The organism is Pilimelia anulata (genome assembly GCF_014647895.1).
Taxonomy (GTDB): domain Bacteria; phylum Actinomycetota; class Actinomycetes; order Mycobacteriales; family Micromonosporaceae; genus Pilimelia; species Pilimelia anulata.
In genome coordinates, this window is record NZ_BMQB01000004.1 from 12,145 (window position 1) to 26,164 (window position 14,020).

General features: G+C 76.8%; 15 protein-coding genes. 8 read left to right on the forward strand and 7 right to left on the reverse strand.

Going from position 1 to position 14,020, the window contains the following annotated elements:
- The first annotated feature begins 86 nt into the window (after positions 1-86).
- A complete protein-coding gene (locus IEY94_RS10200) occupies positions 87-1,451 on the forward strand; it encodes an MBL fold metallo-hydrolase (RefSeq protein ID WP_189169881.1) in 1,365 nt (454 codons plus the stop codon).
- A gap of 83 nt (positions 1,452-1,534) precedes the next feature.
- Here IEY94_RS10200 and IEY94_RS10205 read toward each other — a convergent pair whose 3' ends face one another.
- Together IEY94_RS10205 and IEY94_RS10210 are read right to left on the reverse strand one after the other, a co-directional pair.
- Complete coding sequence (locus IEY94_RS10205) at positions 1,535-2,941, reverse strand: D-glucuronyl C5-epimerase family protein (protein ID WP_189169882.1); 1,407 nt, start codon at positions 2,939-2,941, stop codon at positions 1,535-1,537.
- A gap of 91 nt (positions 2,942-3,032) precedes the next feature.
- Entirely contained in the window at positions 3,033-3,650 is a 618-nt protein-coding gene (locus IEY94_RS10210; RefSeq protein ID WP_189169883.1) for a superoxide dismutase, read from the reverse strand.
- 112 nt (positions 3,651-3,762) lie between these two features.
- On the opposite strand from IEY94_RS10210, the gene def reads away from it, so the two are divergent.
- From def to IEY94_RS10225, 3 genes are all read left to right on the forward strand, one after another.
- Positions 3,763-4,290, forward strand: coding sequence for a peptide deformylase (def, locus tag IEY94_RS10215; protein ID WP_189169884.1), 528 nt, complete (start codon positions 3,763-3,765; stop codon positions 4,288-4,290).
- Complete coding sequence (tsaD, locus tag IEY94_RS10220; RefSeq protein ID WP_229783673.1) at positions 4,287-5,327, forward strand: tRNA (adenosine(37)-N6)-threonylcarbamoyltransferase complex transferase subunit TsaD; 1,041 nt, start codon at positions 4,287-4,289, stop codon at positions 5,325-5,327. The genes def and tsaD overlap by 4 nt, the downstream gene beginning before the upstream one ends.
- Before the next feature lie 241 nt (positions 5,328-5,568).
- Positions 5,569-5,907 (forward strand): hypothetical protein, encoded by a 339-nt coding sequence (locus IEY94_RS10225; RefSeq protein ID WP_229783500.1) that lies wholly within the window; start codon positions 5,569-5,571, stop codon positions 5,905-5,907.
- A 10-nt stretch (positions 5,908-5,917) separates the two neighbouring features.
- On the opposite strand, the gene IEY94_RS10230 is transcribed toward IEY94_RS10225, so the two are convergent.
- Positions 5,918-6,370, reverse strand: coding sequence for a hypothetical protein (locus IEY94_RS10230; RefSeq protein ID WP_189169887.1), 453 nt, complete (start codon positions 6,368-6,370; stop codon positions 5,918-5,920).
- 388 nt (positions 6,371-6,758) lie between these two features.
- Here IEY94_RS10230 and IEY94_RS10235 point away from each other — a divergent pair, with 388 nt between their 5' ends.
- From IEY94_RS10235 to IEY94_RS10250, 4 genes are all read left to right on the forward strand, one after another.
- A complete protein-coding gene (locus IEY94_RS10235) occupies positions 6,759-7,151 on the forward strand; it encodes a pyridoxamine 5'-phosphate oxidase family protein (RefSeq protein WP_189169888.1) in 393 nt (130 codons plus the stop codon).
- A gap of 210 nt (positions 7,152-7,361) precedes the next feature.
- Positions 7,362-8,579 (forward strand): precorrin-6y C5,15-methyltransferase (decarboxylating) subunit CbiE, encoded by a 1,218-nt coding sequence (gene cbiE / locus IEY94_RS10240; protein WP_189169889.1) that lies wholly within the window; start codon positions 7,362-7,364, stop codon positions 8,577-8,579.
- Positions 8,576-9,325, forward strand: coding sequence for a precorrin-4 C(11)-methyltransferase (cobM, locus tag IEY94_RS10245; RefSeq protein WP_189169890.1), 750 nt, complete (start codon positions 8,576-8,578; stop codon positions 9,323-9,325). Before cbiE ends, cobM begins: the two co-directional genes overlap by 4 nt.
- Positions 9,322-10,209 carry a cobalt-precorrin-6A reductase gene (locus tag IEY94_RS10250; protein ID WP_229783501.1) on the forward strand — a complete coding sequence of 296 codons (888 nt, stop codon included), beginning with the start codon at positions 9,322-9,324 and terminating at the stop codon, positions 10,207-10,209. Before cobM ends, IEY94_RS10250 begins: the two co-directional genes overlap by 4 nt.
- A gap of 75 nt (positions 10,210-10,284) precedes the next feature.
- On the opposite strand, the gene IEY94_RS10255 is transcribed toward IEY94_RS10250, so the two are convergent.
- The 4 genes from IEY94_RS10255 to IEY94_RS10270 form a co-directional block, all read right to left on the reverse strand.
- Positions 10,285-11,112: a sugar nucleotide-binding protein gene (locus IEY94_RS10255; protein ID WP_189169891.1), complete on the reverse strand. Its 828-nt coding sequence runs from the start codon at positions 11,110-11,112 to the stop codon at positions 10,285-10,287.
- 33 nt (positions 11,113-11,145) lie between these two features.
- Complete coding sequence (locus IEY94_RS10260) at positions 11,146-11,439, reverse strand: hypothetical protein (protein WP_189169892.1); 294 nt, start codon at positions 11,437-11,439, stop codon at positions 11,146-11,148.
- Positions 11,440-11,607: 168 nt separating this feature from the next.
- Complete coding sequence (gene cobJ / locus IEY94_RS10265; RefSeq protein ID WP_189169893.1) at positions 11,608-13,269, reverse strand: precorrin-3B C(17)-methyltransferase; 1,662 nt, start codon at positions 13,267-13,269, stop codon at positions 11,608-11,610.
- Positions 13,266-13,904 (reverse strand): precorrin-8X methylmutase, encoded by a 639-nt coding sequence (locus tag IEY94_RS10270; protein WP_189169894.1) that lies wholly within the window; start codon positions 13,902-13,904, stop codon positions 13,266-13,268. Before IEY94_RS10270 ends, cobJ begins: the two co-directional genes overlap by 4 nt.
- Positions 13,905-14,020: the final 116 nt, after the last annotated feature.

Here is a 14,020-nt window from a genome sequence, read left to right on the forward strand (position 1 = left end):
CGTGCCTACGTCCGTTTTCCCAGGTCACCGGGGGTGCTTGGCTACTGGTCTGGTCGGGGTTGCGGGGTACGTGCGACCATGCGGGTATGCGGCTCAGCCAGTACTACCTAGAGTGTTTGTCGCAGGCGTCGTACCTCGTCGCGGACGAGGCCAGCGGCCGGGCCGTCATCATCGACCCGCGCCGCGACCCGGGTGAGCTGCTGGCCGAGTGCGTCGCCGCGGGGCTGACCGTCGAGGGCGTGATCAACACCCACTTCCACGCCGATTTCGTGTCCGGCCACCTCGAGGTGGCGGCGGCCACCGGCGCCTGGATCGGGTACGGGCGGCGGGCCGAGACCGAGTACCCCATCCGCCGCCTCGCCGACGGCGAGACGATCGTCCTCGGCGACGTCACCCTGACGATCATGGAGACGCCGGGCCACACGCCGGAGTCGATCAGCATCCTGGTCCGCGAGCGCGCCGCCGACCCCGAGCCGCACGCCGTGCTGACCGGCGACACCCTGTTCATCGGCGACGTGGGGCGCCCCGACCTGCTGTCCTCGGCCGGGCTGACCGCGGAGGAGCTGGGCGGGCTGCTGTACGGGTCGATCCAGCGGCTGATGGCCCTGCCGGACGGGGTCCGGGTGCTGCCCGCGCACGGCGCCGGCTCGTCCTGCGGCAAGAACCTGTCCACCGAGCGGCACTCCACGATCGGCGAGCAGCGGCGGACCAACTACGCCTGCGCCCCGATGGGCGAGCGGGAGTTCGTCGCGCTGGTCACCAGCGGGCAGAAGGCGGCGCCGGGGTACTTCGCGTTCGCCGCCGCGCTGAACAAGCAGCAGCGCCCGCTGTACGCCGACCACCGCGTCCCGACGCTGGGCTGGCCCGCCGCGGCGGCCCTGCTGGCCGACGGCGTCGCGGTGCTCGACGCGCGGGACGCGGAGAGCTTCGCGCTGGGCCACCTGCGCGGCGCGGTCAACGTGCCGCTGGACGGCCGGTTCGCCGAGACCGCGGGCACGGTCCTGCGGCCGGACACGCCGCTGCTGGTCCTCGCCCCGGACGGCCGGGCCGACGAGGTGGTGACCCGGCTGGCCCGGGTGGGCTTCGACGCGCTGCGCGGGGTGCTCACCCCGCCGCTGCCGCTGCCGGCGCAGGTCCGCTCGGCCCGGGTGGACGCGCCGGTGCTGCGCGAGCTGCTGGCCGGCGCGGCGCCGCCGGTGGTGCTGGACGTGCGCAACGCCGGCGAGCGCGCGGACGGGGCGTACATCGAGGGGTCCCGGCACATCCCGCTGGCCGAGCTGCCGACCCGGCTGGGTGAGCTGCCGACGGACCGGCCGGTGGTGGTGCACTGCGCGGGCGGGTACCGGTCGTCGGTGGCGGCGTCGCTGCTGCGGCGGGCGACGCCGGACGCGGAGGTCAGCGACCTGCGCGGCGGCTACGCGGCCTGGGCCGCCCGCCAGCCCGCGAACTGACCCGCCACCGCCCGGCAGCGCGGCGGCGGTCCCGGCGTTCGCCGCGCCGGTCCCGGCGTTCGCGCTGACGGCCGGGCGGCCCGTCAGCGGCGGCGGACCAGGCGGCGCAGGCGGGCGCGCATCCGCGGCCGCGGCACGGGCGCCGCGGCCGGGCCGGGCGCCGGGGCGGCGGGCGGCGGCGCGGCCGGGTCGAACCGGGCCAGCTCGACCCCCGCCGCCGCGTACACCGGCAGCTCCGGCCAGCGGTTCGGGTAGTCGGCCCAGCGCCGGGCGTGGTACCCGATCATCTCGTCGCCGCTGCTGCGGTGCAGCGCCGTGAGCGTGTCGACGTGGATGAAGTGGTACACGTTGTACCGCCGCCCGGCGATCCGCTTGTTGAAGTTCGTCGGGTACGCCACCAGCTCCGCGCTGGTCCACGGGATCGGCACGTCGACCGCGTTCGCGCCCGGCGCCAGCTCGACCGTCGCCAGGTCGGCGTACCCCGTCGGCTGCACCCAGCTGTGCGCCGGCCGGTACGGCGCCTGCCCGATCCGGACGGTCAGCCGCGCCGCGGCGGGCACGGTCACGGTGGCGGTGAACCGGTTCGGGGCCGGCCAGGTCAGCCGGCAGAGGAACGCCTGGAGCAGCGCGGTGTGCCCGTCGACCGCGCCGTCGGCGGCGACGTGCGCCAGGAACCGGCTGTTGTCGGTGCCGCCGGCCGGCGCGACCGGGTGGGTGCCGTGGCCGGGCAGGACCACGGCCGCGTCGGCGATCCGCGCGCCCGGCGCGGTGAACTCCAGTTGCAGGGTGCCGTACCCGCCGAGCCGGTACCGGCTGTTGGCCAGCTCCGGCACGTCGTACAGCGGCAGCACCGCGGCCAGCGCCCGGACGCTGTCGGCGTGCAGCTCGGCCGCGAACGGGTCGCCGGTGCGCTCGGCGTGCTCGCCGACCAGGACGGTCGCCGTGGTCCAGCCGTTGAGGGTGTAGTCGGGGGCGGGGTGCGCGTACTCCTCCAGCACCACGCCGCCGTGCGCGGCCCGGGCGACGCCGCCGCGCTCGACCGGGATGCGCAGGCTGCGCAGCACGGCGGCGGTGGCCTCGGCGTACCGCGGGTCGCCGGTGGCGGCGTGCAGCTTGCCCAGGACGGCGACGTACCGGGCCTGGGTGAGGCAGCTGAAGTACTCGTTCGGCAGGTCGTTCAGCGCGCCGGGCTCGTACCGGAACACCAGCGCGTCGGCGTGCGCCGCCATCCGGGCCAGCGCCGCGTCGGCAACCCGGCGGGCGCCGGCGAGGTACGCGGCGTCGCCGGTCTCCGCGTGCCGCGCGAGGTACCCGTTGACCACGTACGTGCCGTACAGCGGGTGCGGCACGACCCGGTCGTCGGTGCGGCGGCCGGGGTAGCCGTCCGGCAGGAAGGCGATGCGGTACATCTCCCAGGCGGCCCGCCGGCCGGCGGGCAGGGGCGGCAGGCCGACCTCGGCCTCGTTGGTGACCATCGGCTCCGCGCTCACGAACCGAGGGTACGCCGTATTTCTACCGAGATGTCCGGTGGGGCGGGGCCGCCGCGCTGGCGGTCTGCGGCGGCCCGTCCGTACCGGTGGTTCAGCCGAGCGGGACGTTCGCGGCGCGGGCCGCGGCGAACCGCTGCTGCACGTCCGACCAGTTGACCAGCTTCCAGAGCTGGTCGACGTAGTCCGGGCGCACGTTGCGGTACTGGAGGTAGTACGCGTGCTCCCACGCGTCGAAGACCAGCACCGGGATGCTGCCCTGGCCGACGTTGCCGTGGTGGTCGTACACCTGCTCGACGAACAGGCGCTGGCCCAGCGGCTCCCAGGCGAGCACGCCCCAGCCGGAGCCCTGCACGCCCTTGGTCGCCGTCGAGAGCTGCGCCGAGAACGACTCGAACGAGCCGAAGTGCTCGTCGATCGCCGCGGCCAGGTCGCCGTCGGGGCGGTCGCCGCCGTCCGGCGACAGGTTCTTCCAGAAGATCGAGTGCAGGACGTGCCCGGACAGGTTGAAGGCCAGGGTCTTCTCCAGCCCGACCAGGCCGCCCAGCGCCCCCTTGTCCCTGGCCTCGGCGATCTGCTCCAGGGTGTCGTTGGTCCCCTTGACGTACGCCGCGTGGTGCTTGCCGTGGTGCAGTTCGAGGATCTCGCCGGACATCGCCGGCTGGAGCGCACCGTAGTCGTACGGCAGATCGGGCAGGGTGTACGTGCTCATCGGTGGAGCCCTCCTGATGCCATCTGATCGGTAAGTGGTGGTCCGTCTCATGCAGCCTACCGACGGCCCACCCGGTGCCGCGCGGGACCGAGCCGCGCGGGAAGATGGGGGCATGACCGAACCATCAGCCGGTGCGGCCCGGCCGATCACGTACTACGGCACCGAGGTGCTGCACCGCCGCTGCGCCGAGGTCACCGCCTTCGACGCGGACCTCGCGCGGCTCGTCGACGACATGTTCGCCAGCATGTACGCCGCCAACGGCGTCGGCCTGGCCGCCAACCAGATCGGCGTCGACGCGCGCGTGTTCGTGTACGACTGCCCCGACGCCACCGGCAAGAACCGGGTCGGGCACGTCGTCAACCCGGTGCTGCACCTGCCCGAGCCCCCGCGCGAGCTGGACGACGACGACGAGGGCTGCCTGTCCGTCCCCGGCCAGCAGGGCGAGCTGGCCCGCCCGGCCAACGCCCGGGTGACCGGCGTGGACAGGGACAACAAGCCGGTCGAGATCGTCGGCACCGGCCTGCTCGCCCGCTGCCTCCAGCACGAGGTGGACCACCTCGAGGGCATGGTCTACGTGGACCGGCTGCCGGCCAAGGAGCGCAAGCGCATCCTCAACGCCGCCGGCCTCAGCCGGGCCTGACCGCCATGCCGCTGATCCTCGGCATCGAGACCTCCTGCGACGAGACCGGCGTCGGCCTGGTCCGCGACGGCGTGCTGCTCGGCGACGCGCTGGCGTCCAGCGTCGACGAGCACGCGCGGTTCGGCGGCGTCGTGCCGGAGATCGCCGCGCGGGCCCACCTGGAGGCGCTCACGCCGATGGTGGACCGGGCCCTGGCCAACGCGGGCGTGACCCTGCGCGACGTCGACGCCGTCGCGGCCACCGCCGGCCCGGGCCTGGCCACGGCCGTCCAGGTCGGGCTGGCCGCGGGCAAGGCGTACGCGGTGGCGCTGGACGTCCCGCTGTACGGCGTGCACCACCTCGCCGGCCACGCCGCCGTGGACGTACTGGAGCACGGGCCGCTGCCGGCCCGCTGCGTGGCGCTGGTCGTCTCCGGCGGGCACACCTCGCTGCTGCTGCTCGGCGACCTCGCCCGGGACCCGGTCGTGCACCTCGGCGACACCGTGGACGACGCCGCCGGCGAGGCGTTCGACAAGGTGGCCCGGCTGCTCGGGCTGCCGTACCCCGGCGGCCCGGTGATCGACCGGGTGGCCCGCGACGGCGACCCGGCGGCGATCGCGTTCCCGCGGCCGATGACCGGGCCGCGCGACCCGGCGTACGGCTTCTCGTTCTCGGGGCTGAAGACCGCGGTGGCCCGCTGGGTCGAGGGGCACCGCGGGCCGGTGCCGGTGCCGGACGTCGCCGCCTCGTTCCAGGAGGCCGTGGCCGACACGCTGACCCGCAAGGCGCTCGCCGCCTGCGCGGCGCACGGCGCGGACACACTGCTGCTGGTCGGCGGCGTCGCGGCGAACAGCCGGGTGCGCGGGCTGGCCGAGCAGCGGTGCGCGGCGGCCGGGGTCCGGCTGCGGGTACCGGCGCCGCGGCTGTGCACGGACAACGGCGCGATGATCGCCGCGGTCGGCGACCTGCTGGTCCGGTCGGGGGCCGAGCCGGCGCCGCTGACGCTCGCCGCCCGGCCCGCCGCGGTGCTGACGAGGGCGTGGATCGGGCCGGCGTGAGCCCCCCCCGCGGGTGGGTTCCGATCAAGTACGCGACGCGGTACCGTCCTTACAGGATGTAACGGGCGGGTGACCGTGCTGCGCTGATCCGACCGGTGGTCGATCCAGGGCCGCCGTGCCGGGGTGGCACGGGCGTCGTCCGGTCGTCCGGACGGTCTGTTCGGTGGAAGCACCCCTGCCAGTCGCGGGAGGCGTCATGCGTCCGTACACGCTCGTCGGTCGGTCCGGTCTCGTTCTCGGAATGGTCCTCGCCGCCCTCTGGGTGGCCAGCCCCGCGCAGGCGTTCGCGCACAACGCCATCAAGAACCCGTACCTGCACGCGCTGTTCGACGGCCTCACCCTCGCCGTCGTGACCGCGCCGCTGTGGTCGGCGTACCTGTGGGGGCGCGGCCGCCGGTCGCTGCTGCTCGCGCTGATCGGGGCGGTGCAGGTACCCGTGGCGGTGATCGCCTTCGTGCCGATCGACTCGCCCGTGCTGCACGCGATCCTGCTGCCCCTGGCCCTGATCATCACGGTCGCGAGCGTCGTCGCGGTCCGCCGGGCGGACGCCGTCCCGGAGCCCGCGCCCGCGCCGCACTGACTGCGTCGGCTCACCCCGGCCCGCGGCTGCCGCGGGCCGGCCCGGCGGTCGGCGCGCTGCCGCTGCGCGCCGACCCGGGGCGGGTGCGGGTGTCCGGGCCGGTGCTGTCGGTACCGGGGTCGCCGATCCAGCGGCCCCGCCGGTCGCGCACGGCGAAGCCCGCCACCGGCCCGTCCGCATCGCCGCCGGCGCGCCGGACCCGGACGGTAGGGCAGCCGCGGGTCGCCGGCTCCCAGCCGTCCGCGCCGCGCACGGCCGAGGCGCGGCAGTGCTCCTCGTCCACGTACCCCCACGCCAGGAGCAGCTCCCGCCCGGCGTACGTGTAGTGGCCCACGCTGGCGATCCGGCGCCCGGCCGGGCGCCGGTAGAAGCGCGCGGTGAGCCCCGGTACGGCGACGCCCTCGAACTCCGCGTCCTCCGCGGTGCGGTGCAGGTCGTACCCGGCGAGATCGGGAATCTTCATGAATACGGATATAGCGTGTGGTGTCGTATGGGTTACCGGAGGGGTATCCGCATCCACTGTCAACAATGCGTCCGCTGTGCAGGCATACGCGCGGGTAGCCCCTAGCATCAGCGGAATCGGAAAGTTGGTCAGCTCGCCTCCCGAACCCGGGAGCGTGTCCCGACAGACAGGGGTAGCCCATGACGGTGCACCGCAACCGCACGACCCCGCCCCGCGACATCGACTGGGTCTGACGATCCTTCGCACGACCGCGTCGACCGGCCCGTCCGGCGGCGCGCCCGGCCCGCGGGGCCGCGGACCGAGGCCCGGCGGCCACCGCGTACGGTGACGCCGGGTGCACGGCCGCGCTCCGGGCAGCCGCCGCCCGCGACGCGGCGGAGGACCGACGATGCGACGCAGTCACCGGCTGACGATGGACGACCCCCGGCTGCGGCGGTTCTGGACCGAGCGGCACCTGTGCACGTTGACGACGCTGCGCCCCGACGGGACGCCCCACGTGGTACCCGTCGGGGCCACGCTCGACCCCGACGCCGGCCTCGCCCGGGTGATCACGTCCGCCGACTCGGCGAAGGCGCGGCACGCCGCGCGCGGGCCGGTCGCGCTGTGCCAGGTCGACGGCGCCCGTTGGTGCACGGTCGAGGGGACGGCGGTGGTCCGCGCGGAGCCCGCGGCGGTGCGGGACGCGGAGGAGCGGTACGCCGCCCGCTACCGGGTCCCGCGGGTGAACCCGCAGCGCGTGGTGGTGGAGATCACGATCAGCCGCATCCTGGGCTCGCTGTAGCCGACCTCGCGGTGGGGCCGGGTAGCCCGACATCCCGGCGGCCCGCTGGGGTGACCCGAGATCCCGACACGCCGACATCCCGGCGGCCGGTCCGCTCGGCGCGACATCGCGGCGGTCGGTTCGGGTGGCCGGCCAGCGCGGCATCCGGACGGCGGCCCGCGCGGCGGGTCCGGTCGCGGCGGTGTCCGGCGGCGGCGCTACGGTCGGGTGGTGAGCGCAGCGGAGATCATCGTCGTCGGCATCGGCGCCGACGGCTGGCCCGGCCTCCCCGAGCCCAGCCGCGCCGCGCTCGCCGCGGCGAACGTCCTGCTCGGCGGCCCCCGGCAGCTCGACCTGCTGCCCGCCGCCGTACCCGGCGAGCGGGTGCCCTGGCCCACCCCGCTGCTGCCGGCCGTCCCCGACCTGCTCGCCCGGTACGGCGGCCGCGGCCTCGCCGTGCTGGCCAGCGGCGACCCCATGCTGTACGGCATCGGCGCCACCCTGGCCCGGATCGCCGGGCCGGACCGCCTGCGCGTGCTCCCGCACCCGTCGTCGACCGCCCTGGCCGCCGCCCGGCTCGGCTGGCCGCTGGACGGCGTGACGGTCGTGTCGGTGTGCGGGCGGCCGCTGTCCCTGCTGCACCCGGCCGTGCAGCCCGGCCAGCGGATCCTCGTGCTCAGCGCCGCCGCGGACACCCCCGGCGCGGCGGCCGCGCTGCTGGTCGCGCGCGGGTACGGCGACAGCGTCCTCACCGCGCTGAGCCGGCTCGGCGCCGCCGACGAGCACCGGGCGACCGGCACCGCCCGGGCGTGGGCGGCCGCGCCGCCAGCGGTGGACGACCTGCACGTCCTCGCCGTCGAGGCCGTCGCCGGGCCGGGCGCGCCGCTGCTGCCGACCACCCCCGGCCTGCCCGACGCCGCGTACGAACACGACGGGCAGCTCACCAAGCGGGAGATCCGGGCGATCACGCTGGCCCGGCTGGCCCCCGTACCGGGGCAGCTCCTCTGGGACGTCGGCGGCGGCGCCGGCAGCATCGCGATCGAGTGGCTGCGCGCCGACCCGCGGTGCCGGGCCGTCGCGGTCGAGCGGGACCCGGCCCGGGCCGCCCGGCTCGCCGGCAACGCCGCGGCGCTCGGCGTACCCGGCCTGCGGGTCGTCACCGGCGCCGCGCCCGCCGCGCTCGCCGACCTGCCCCCGCCGGACGCCGTGTTCGTCGGCGGCGGCGCGACCGAGCCCGGCGTGCTCGAGCGCTGCCACGCCGCCCTGCGGCCGGGCGGCCGGCTGGTGGTCAACGCGGTGACGATGGAGGCGGAGGCGCTGGTGCTGCGCTGGTCCGAACGGCACGGCGGCGACCTCACCCGGATCGCCGTCAGCCGCCCCGCGGCCGTCGGCGGCTTCACCGCCTGGCGCCCGGCGCTGCCGGTCACCCAGTGGGCGGTGACCGCGTGACCGTCCACTTCATCGGCGCCGGCCCCGGCGCGGCCGACCTGATCACCGTCCGGGGGCGCGACCTGATCGCCGCGTCGCCGGTGTGCCTGTACGCCGGCAGCCTCGTCCCGCCGGAGCTGCTCGGGTACTGCCCGCCCGGCGCCACCCTGGTCGACACCGCGCAGCTCAGCCTGGACGAGATCGTCGCCCACCTGACCGCCGCCCACGCCGCCGGCCGGGACGTGGCCCGGCTGCACTCCGGCGACCCGTCGCTGTTCTCGGCGATGGCCGAGCAGATGCGCCGGCTCGACGCCGCGGGGGTGCCGTACGACGTGACGCCCGGCGTGCCCGCGTACGCCGCGGCCGCCGCCAGCCTGGCCCGCGAGCTGACCGTACCGGGGGTGGGCCAGTCGGTGATCCTCACCCGGACCGCCGCCCGGGCCACCCCGATGCCGGCCGGCGAGGACCTGGCGACGCTCGGGGCGAGCGGCGCGACGATGGTGCTGCACCTCGCCGTACAGCGGATGGACGAGGTCGTCGCCGAGCTGCTCCCGGTGTACGGGGCGGGGTGCCCGGTCGCCGTGGTGGCGCGGGCGAGCCGGGCGGACGAGCTGATCGTGCGGGGGACGCTCGCCGACATCGCGGACGCGGTCCGGGCGGCGGGGATCCGGCGGACGGCGGTGATCGTGCTGGGGGCGGTGCTGACGGCGGCGGCGTTCCCGGACAGTCACCTGTACTCGGCCGACCGCTGCCGGGCCGAGCCGTGACGCGGCACCTGCTGATCCTGGGCGGTACGACGGAGGGCCGCCGCATCGCCGAGGCCCTGGCCGCCGGCGGTCTGGCCGGTGTCGTCGGCGGTGTGGCGGCCGGTGGCGGGGCGGGGCGGGTCGGGATCCGGGCGTCGGACGGCCAACCGGCGGTCGCCGCGGGTTCGGGCGGCGGCTCGGCGGGGTGGCGGGTGACGACCTCGCTGGCCGGGCGGGTCAGCGCGCCGCGGCCGGCGCCGGGGACGAACCGCTCCGGCGGGTTCGGCGGGGTCGAGGGGCTGGCGGCGTGGCTGCGGGGCGAGGACGTGGCGGCGGTGATCGACGCGACGCACCCGTTCGCGGCGCGGATCACGGCGAACGCGGCGGCGGCGTGCGCGGCGACCGGGGTGCCGCTGCTGGTGGTGCAGCGGCCGGGCTGGCGCGAGGGTCCGGGGGACCGGTGGGAGCGGGTGCCGACCCTGGCGGCGGCGGCCGAACGGGTGCCGGCGCTGGCCGCCGCGCCGGCTACTGAGCGGGGGGCCGGCGGGGCGCCGCGGGTGTTGCTGGCGACCGGGCGGCAGAGCCTGCCGGCGTTCGTCGGGTGCGCGGGCGTCCACTTCGTCGCCCGGATGGTCGACCCGCCGGACGGGCCGCTGCCGCCGCGGTGCGAGGTGGTGCTGTCCCGGGGCCCGTTCTCGCTGGACAGCGAGCGGGCCCTCCTGGACCGCTACGCCATCGACCTGGTGGTCACCAAGGACAGCGGCGGCGACGCCACGGTGGCCAAACTGCACGCCGCCCGCGAACGCGCCCTCCCGGTGATCATGGTCAACCGCCCGCCCCTCCCGCCCGGCGTTACAACGACCCCCACGGCCCCCGGGGCCCTGACCTGGCTGACCACCCACTGACCAGCACCGCCCGCCGGCCGGTCTTGGTCAACATGAGCTGGGATACCCAATGCGGTCCCCGAAAAGTACTTCCTCTCATGATCGCGGGTGGGGAGTGAGGAATTCAGGGGCGCCGCGGAGGGGGGTGGTCAGGCGGGTGCGGGTTGTCTCGCAGTTCAGGCGGAGGGTCAGGGGGCCCGGAGTGTCGGTGTCGGCGCGGCGGGCCGTCGGCAGGCGGGTCTCGTCGAGGCCGTCGCGGCGGGCGATGAGTATGCCGAGTTCGTGACGGGTCACCGCGGCGGCGCCGGCGACGTGGTGGATGCCGGCGTGCGGGGAGGCGGCGAGTTCCAGCAGCGCCGACGCGAGGTCGGCCACGTGGATCGGGCAGCGGACGTCGTCGGTGAACAGGGCGCCGGCCGTCGTACCCGCCGCCAGCGCGTGCACGTACGCCTCGTGGGTCGAGTCGCCGTTGCCGATGATGAGCGAGGTCCGGGCGATGATCGCCGCGGGGTCCAGGCCCTTGACGGCGGTTTCCGCGGCGGCCTTGGCGGCGCCGTACGGGGTACCGGGGTTCGGCGGGTGCGCCTCGTCGTAGGGCTCCGGCGAGCCGGCGAACACCGCGTCGCTCGACACGTGCACCAGGCGGGCGCCGGTGGCGGCGGCCGCCGCGGCGACGTGCATCGCGCCGTCCGCGGTGGTGGCCCAGTCCGCCTGCCGGTGCGCGGCGTTGACGATCGTGGTGGGGCGGAGTCGGCGGACGAGGGCGGCCACGGCGGCGCGGTCCCGGATGTCGAGCCGGTGCCGGTCCGGGCCGGCGGCCGGGGCACGGTGGACGGTGGCCGCCACGCTCGTCCCCGACCGGCGGGCCTGTCGGATCAGCTCCCGGCCGAGCAGGCCGCTGCCGCCGACCACGAGAAGTGTCATCGGCGACCACGCTAGCCCGCCGCCGGACGTTCGTCAGGCAGGTTGTGTGGTGCGGCGGGAGCGGGCCACCCGGACGCCGCCGATCGCCAGCAGGGCCACCCCCACCACCGGCGCCGCCCGGCTGACCAGGCGGTTCACCTGCTGCTTGTCCTCGTACGTGGACACCCGCTCCCGCCCGAACCGCCCCTGCTCCACGCAGGTCTGGTCCGGTGTCATCGCCACGCCGTGGCAGCTCGGGTCGGGGTCCAGGGTGGCCATCACCCCGAGTCCGACGAAGATCGCGCCGATGATGAGCATGCCCCACGTGGTCCAGAATCGCCTCAGCATGACCAGCCCCGTTGCCGTGCGGCGCGCCGGCTGCGCGGCCGCGGTCCGCCGTACTCTATGGGCGCCCCCGGCCCGCGCGACCCGCCGCGGCTGTCGCCTTGCCGACCACCGCGGCGGCGGCGTGCGCCGGTCGCGAATTCCGGACCGGACGGTCGCCTTCCGGCGGTGTCAGCCGGGGTACCAGCGGGGGGTGTAGACCGTGTCGTGCGGGCCGCGGCGGGTGCGGGTCGAGCCGATGATCACGAGGGTGCGCATGTCGATCGCGGCCGGGTCCAGGGCCGCGAGGTCGACCACCGCGACCGTGCCGCCCGGCTCGCCGACCGCGCGGCCGACCACCACCGGGGTGTCGGGGGCGCGGTGGGCGAGGAACAGGTCCCGGACCTCGGCGATCCGGTTGCGCTCCCGGGACGCCGGGTTGTACAGCGCCGCCACCAGGTCCGCCGCCGCCGCGGCGGCCAGCCGCTGCCGGATCACCGGCCAGGGCTTGAGGCGGTCGGACAGCGACAGCACGCAGAAGTCGTGCCCCAGCGGCGCCCCCGCCCGGCTCGCCACCGCCTGCGCGGCGGTCAGGCCGGGCAGCACGCGGACGGGCACGCCCCGCCAGCGCGGCTCCGCCGCGACCTCCAGCACCGCCGCGGCCATCGCGAAGATGCCGGGGTCGCCGGCCGACACGACGGCGACGGTGCGGCCGCGGGCGGCGAGGTCCAGGGCGAACTCCGCGCGCTCGGCCTCGACGCGGTTGTCGGAGCGGTGCCGGCGCTGGCGGGGGTTGGCGGGGAGGCGGTCGACGTACGGGCCGTAGCCCACCACGTCGTCAGCGGCCGCGAGGGCGGCGGCGGCCTCGGGGGTGAGCCAGTCCCGGCCGGCGGGCCCCAGCCCGACCACGACGACCCCGCCCGCGACCCCGGCCGGTCCGGCGTCGCCGACATCCGGCTCCGTGGCGCCCGCCGGCTGCGTGGTGCCCGCCGGCTCCGTGTTGATCGCCGGCTGCGCGGTGACATCGCGCTCCGCGGTGGCCGCCGACTTCGCGGTGACGTCCGGCTCCGCCACGCCCGTCGGCTCCGCGGTGACCGTCGGTTGCGCCGCGGCCGCGGCGGCGGGCGGGTCGGGGGCGCCGAGGCGGCTCGGGAGGAGGGCCACCGCGAAGTACGGCACCGACGCCGGGTCGATGTCGGCCAGCTCGCCCACGCGCTCGCCGGGGTGGGAGGCCCGCTCGACGTACCGGGCCTCGGCCAGCCGGCCCGCGTCGGCGAGGGCCGTGCGGACGCCGGCGAAGGTGCGGCCCAGCTTCATCAGCACCGCCGGCTGGTCGCCGGCCAGCCGGCGGGCCAGCTCCGCCGCCGGGAGGGTGGCCGGCAGGATGGTCAGGACCTCGTCCCGCTCGGCCAGTGGCCGGCCCAGGGCCGCCGCGGCCGCGGTGACCGACGTCACACCGGGGACCACGGTGGTCGGGTACCGGTGGGCGAGGCGCTTGTGCAGGTGCTGGTACGAGCCGTACAGGAACGGGTCGCCCTCGGCCAGCACCACCACGGTCCGGCCGGCGTCGAGGTGGGCGGCGAGGCGGGCGGTGGCGGCGGCGTAGAAGTCGTCCAGGGCGCCGCGGTAGCCGCCGGGGTGGTCGGTCGACTCGACCGTCACCGGGTACACCAGCGGCTCCTCGACCACGCCCGCGGCCAGGTACGGCGCGGCGGCGGCGCGCGCGGTGCTGCGGCCGTGCCGGGCGCTGTGGTACGCCACCACGTCGGCGGCGCCGATCAGCCGGGCGGCGCGGACGGTCACCAGCTCCGGGTCGCCGGGGCCGACCCCGACGCCGTACAGGTGGCCGCTCATACCTCGGACTCGCTGGCCAGCGCGTTGAGCGCCGCGGCGGTGATCGCGCTGCCGCCGCGCCGGCCGCGGACGACGAGGTACTCCAGGCCGAGCCGGTTCGCGGCGAGCGCGTCCTTGGACTCGGCCGCCCCGATGAAGCCGACCGGGATGCCCAGGACGGCGGCCGGGCGCGGGGCCCCGGCGGCGACGAGGTCGAGCAGGTGGAACAGCGCCGTCGGCGCGTTGCCGATCGCCACCACGGCACCGCCGAGGCGGTCGCCCCACAGCTCCAGCGCGGCGGCGCTGCGGGTGGTGCCGAGGCGTGCGGCCAGTTCCGGTACGCCCGGTTCGCGCAGCGTGCACAGGACCTCGTTGCCGGCGGGCAGGCGGCGGCGGGTGACGCCCGCGGCGACCATGTGCGCGTCGGTGAGGATCGGCGCGCCGGCGCGCAGGGCGGCCCGGGCGGCGGGTACGGCGTGCACGGACCAGCCCAGGTCGCGCACCAGGTCCACCTGGCCGCAGGCGTGGATCATGCGGACGGCGACCCGGGCCACGTCGTCCGGTACGCCGGAGAAGTCGGCTTCGGCGCGGATAGTGGCGAACGAGCGGCGGTAGATCTCCGCCCCGTCCCGGATGTACTCGTGCCGCTCCGCCACCGTGCCTCCCCAACCGACCCCGGCGACACTAGCAACGCCCCCGCCCCGCCACGAAACCCCGACCGGCGGCGGCCGCTGCGACCGGCCGCTGCCGGCGGCCGGACCCCAGAGCGGCG

Excerpts from the sequence above, each read along its gene's own strand:
- def (WP_189169884.1), top strand. The coding sequence starts at position 3,763 with ATGACCGAACCATCAGCCGGTGCGGCCCGGCCGATCACGTACTACGGC.
- IEY94_RS10200 (WP_189169881.1), top strand. The coding sequence starts at position 87 with ATGCGGCTCAGCCAGTACTACCTAGAGTGTTTGTCGCAGGCGTCGTAC.
- cobJ (WP_189169893.1), bottom strand. The coding sequence starts at position 13,269 with ATGAGCGGCCACCTGTACGGCGTCGGGGTCGGCCCCGGCGACCCGGAG.
- IEY94_RS10225 (WP_229783500.1), top strand. The coding sequence starts at position 5,569 with ATGGTCCTCGCCGCCCTCTGGGTGGCCAGCCCCGCGCAGGCGTTCGCG.
- IEY94_RS10260 (WP_189169892.1), bottom strand. The coding sequence starts at position 11,439 with ATGCTGAGGCGATTCTGGACCACGTGGGGCATGCTCATCATCGGCGCG.
- IEY94_RS10235 (WP_189169888.1), top strand. The coding sequence starts at position 6,759 with ATGCGACGCAGTCACCGGCTGACGATGGACGACCCCCGGCTGCGGCGG.
- IEY94_RS10255 (WP_189169891.1), bottom strand. The coding sequence starts at position 11,112 with ATGACACTTCTCGTGGTCGGCGGCAGCGGCCTGCTCGGCCGGGAGCTG.
- IEY94_RS10230 (WP_189169887.1), bottom strand. The coding sequence starts at position 6,370 with ATGAAGATTCCCGATCTCGCCGGGTACGACCTGCACCGCACCGCGGAG.
- IEY94_RS10210 (WP_189169883.1), bottom strand. The coding sequence starts at position 3,650 with ATGAGCACGTACACCCTGCCCGATCTGCCGTACGACTACGGTGCGCTC.